The sequence below is a fragment of the Gilvibacter sp. genome (assembly GCF_013214815.1).
Classification (GTDB): Bacteria; Bacteroidota; Bacteroidia; order Flavobacteriales; family Flavobacteriaceae; genus Gilvibacter.
The window spans coordinates 1-2,533 of record NZ_JABSPU010000136.1 but is presented as its reverse complement, the minus strand read 5'-3'; the positions used below and the strand labels follow the sequence as shown (position 1 = coordinate 2,533).

The 2,533-nt window shown below is 43.5% G+C and carries 2 protein-coding genes; both read right to left on the bottom strand.

Going from position 1 to position 2,533, the window contains the following annotated elements:
* Window positions 1–2: 2 nt before the first annotated feature.
* Window positions 3–1,730, bottom strand: a complete 1,728-nt coding sequence (locus HRT75_RS14580) for a TolC family protein (protein ID WP_291188302.1) — start codon at window positions 1,728–1,730, stop codon at window positions 3–5.
* 5 nt (window positions 1,731–1,735) lie between these two features.
* The coding region (locus tag HRT75_RS14575; RefSeq protein ID WP_291188299.1) for a cation:proton antiporter at window positions 1,736–2,533 on the bottom strand (798 nt) is incomplete at its 5' end.

The following is a 2,533-nucleotide window of genomic DNA, read 5'->3' as shown; positions in this document are numbered from 1 at the left end:
GCTTACTCAATGAGGAATTCCACAAAAGGACGCTTGAGTTCTGGATTATCTAAAATCTCCGCCAGTTGCTCGTAATTATAGGTTTCAAAAACGCCTTGACCAATAACGGCCTCATCCACATCAATAACGTCCATTACCGGCGCGTTCAAAGACTGATTGATCCTTATAAAGGCCTGTTCCAATTGGTTTACCGCCTCAATGAACACTTGTGTGTTCTGGGCTAATTGGCTTTCAAAACGGAGCATGTCTGATTTCCCAGACTGTCCGGCCTCAAAGTTCTGCGTCGCTATACGCAAGTTCTCTTTGGTCAGTTGGAGGTTTTGATTCTGAATGCGGAGGTTAACCTTGCTGATCAGCGCGTTAAAATACAAGTTGGAAGATTCCAGGATAGCATCTAGTTGAGAAGCTCTGAAGCTGGCTTCCTGGGCTTGATTTAAATTCTTTTGTACACTGATGTTGGCACTAGCGGCTTCTGAATAGATGGTCTGGGTTAAATTCAAATTACCATCTACAGAGAACTCCGGTTGAAAAGGAGCCACCGCCACACGACTATCAATGTTTGTAAACGTTCCGCTAGCGGTAAGCACTGGGTAGTAATTGCTCCAGGCAGATTTGATGTCTTGCTCCGTGAGTTGAACGCCCAATTCGTTAGCTACTAAACTTAGATTTTGTTCTAGGGTTTCATTGATCAGTCCGAGGAGATTATAGCTTTTAGGCGCGGAGGCCTTCTCATATTGCCCGACAAAATCAGTTTGTGCAATAAGACTGTATTTCACAGGAATTTGCAGCTGATCTATGGTATTGAAATTGACGGTCAATCTGCGCTCGGCATCAACAAACACATTGAGGTTCTCCAATTTTTCGTTATTGACATAGGCTTCTATGGACAAAGCCAGCCGTCTGAAAATTTGAGTCACATCATCATTCCCATTATTGGTTCCCATCAGTCCCAATTCAACATCCTTTAAGCCTGAATTAGTAAAGGAAGGGATGCCATTGGCGATTAAGATCTGAGCCAATTGAGCGACCTCCTCATCAGTCAAAAAGAATCCTCCGGCTAAGTAAAAAGCATCTACGTCAACGATGCTGTTGGCCAAGTCGTCCAAAGAATTAAAAGGCAGCAAGGTGTATTGAGCTCCCAGCTTAGCCAGTATAGGATCGAAGGTGGATTTGAGATCGATATTATCCGCAATCCCCTGCTCAATGGCAATACCAACCCGATCAAAGCTCGAGAGTTCCTTGAGGGTTTCTAAATCGGCTTCAAAGGATTGAATTCCTGTTAAATAGGTGAAGTTCGGAATTCCAGAGGTCTGTAAATCCGCATCAACTGCAGAGAGGTCCTCAGAAATTGAACCCAATAAAATCGTTGGTTTTGGAAAGCTTTGCTGCTCTTGCATGACCAAACTGCTGCTGGTTCCAAAAGCCAGAATGATATCGGCATCACTGCTTAACAAGTTTTTGTAATTGGTGCGCGCTTGATCCACCCTAAAATTGTGAACCTTTTGATATTCTCCCGGAAACTCAATAATAGCATCCTCGCCAACCACAGCCTTGATCTCAGCGCGAAGCTGCTCCAGATAACCAAGGGTCTCTTCGGTTTCAATATCCAGTAAAATAGCCACTTTAACCACTTCCTTCTGCTGTGCAAAACCTAGAGCGCTAAAAGCGCAAAGGGTTAAAATGAATAATGTGCTTTTTAGCCTACCGGGCCAAGTTTTCTTTCTATTCATAAACTTCATCGCAGTTTAAATCGAATTAACAATCGTTCAATGGTGAGTCCTTGTACCAAAATGGAAAAGATCACCACACAATAAGTGATCACCAAAAACAAATCCCTGTGCATGGCCTCTGTCAAACCTAGCGCCAAAGCAATGGAAATAGCACCTCTAAGTCCGCCCCAAGTCATTATGGTATTGGTATGCGGTACAAAGTCCAAACGCTTTTGGAACAGTCCAATGGGGATGAGCAGGGAAATATAACGGCAAATTAAGCCAATGGGGATAGCGATCAATCCGGCAATGATATAAGGTCTTTCCAAATCCAACACCAAGATCTCCAAACCTATAAGTACAAAGAGGATCGCATTGAGTAAGATATCAATTAATTCCCAAAATTTATCTACATAGTCTTCTGTCTGTTTAGACATGGCTTTATCACGAATTTTTTGCCCACCAACAACTAAGCCCGCAACCACCATGGCCAAGGGTCCAGAAACGTGCAAATGCGTGGCAATTACCGTTCCCGCCATCACTGTGGCCAGAGTAAGTATCACCTCAATATTGTAATCGTCTATACGCTTCATGAGCTGATAGGTGATCCAGCCCAAGCCCAAGCCCAGAGCAACTCCACCTACACCCTCCACAGCGAAAAGTTGTAAAACACTGTCAAAGGAGAATCCTGCTTCACTGTTGTCCGCTAGGCCAAAAATCGTCAGAAACACAACTACCCCAATTCCGTCATTGAAAAGAGATTCTCCTACAATTTTAGCTTCTAGCTTTTTTGGTGCTCCTGCTTTCTTTAAAATTCCTAAAAC

Excerpts from the sequence above, each read along its gene's own strand:
- HRT75_RS14580 (WP_291188302.1), bottom strand. The coding sequence starts at position 1,730 with ATGAATAGAAAGAAAACTTGGCCCGGTAGGCTAAAAAGCACATTATTC.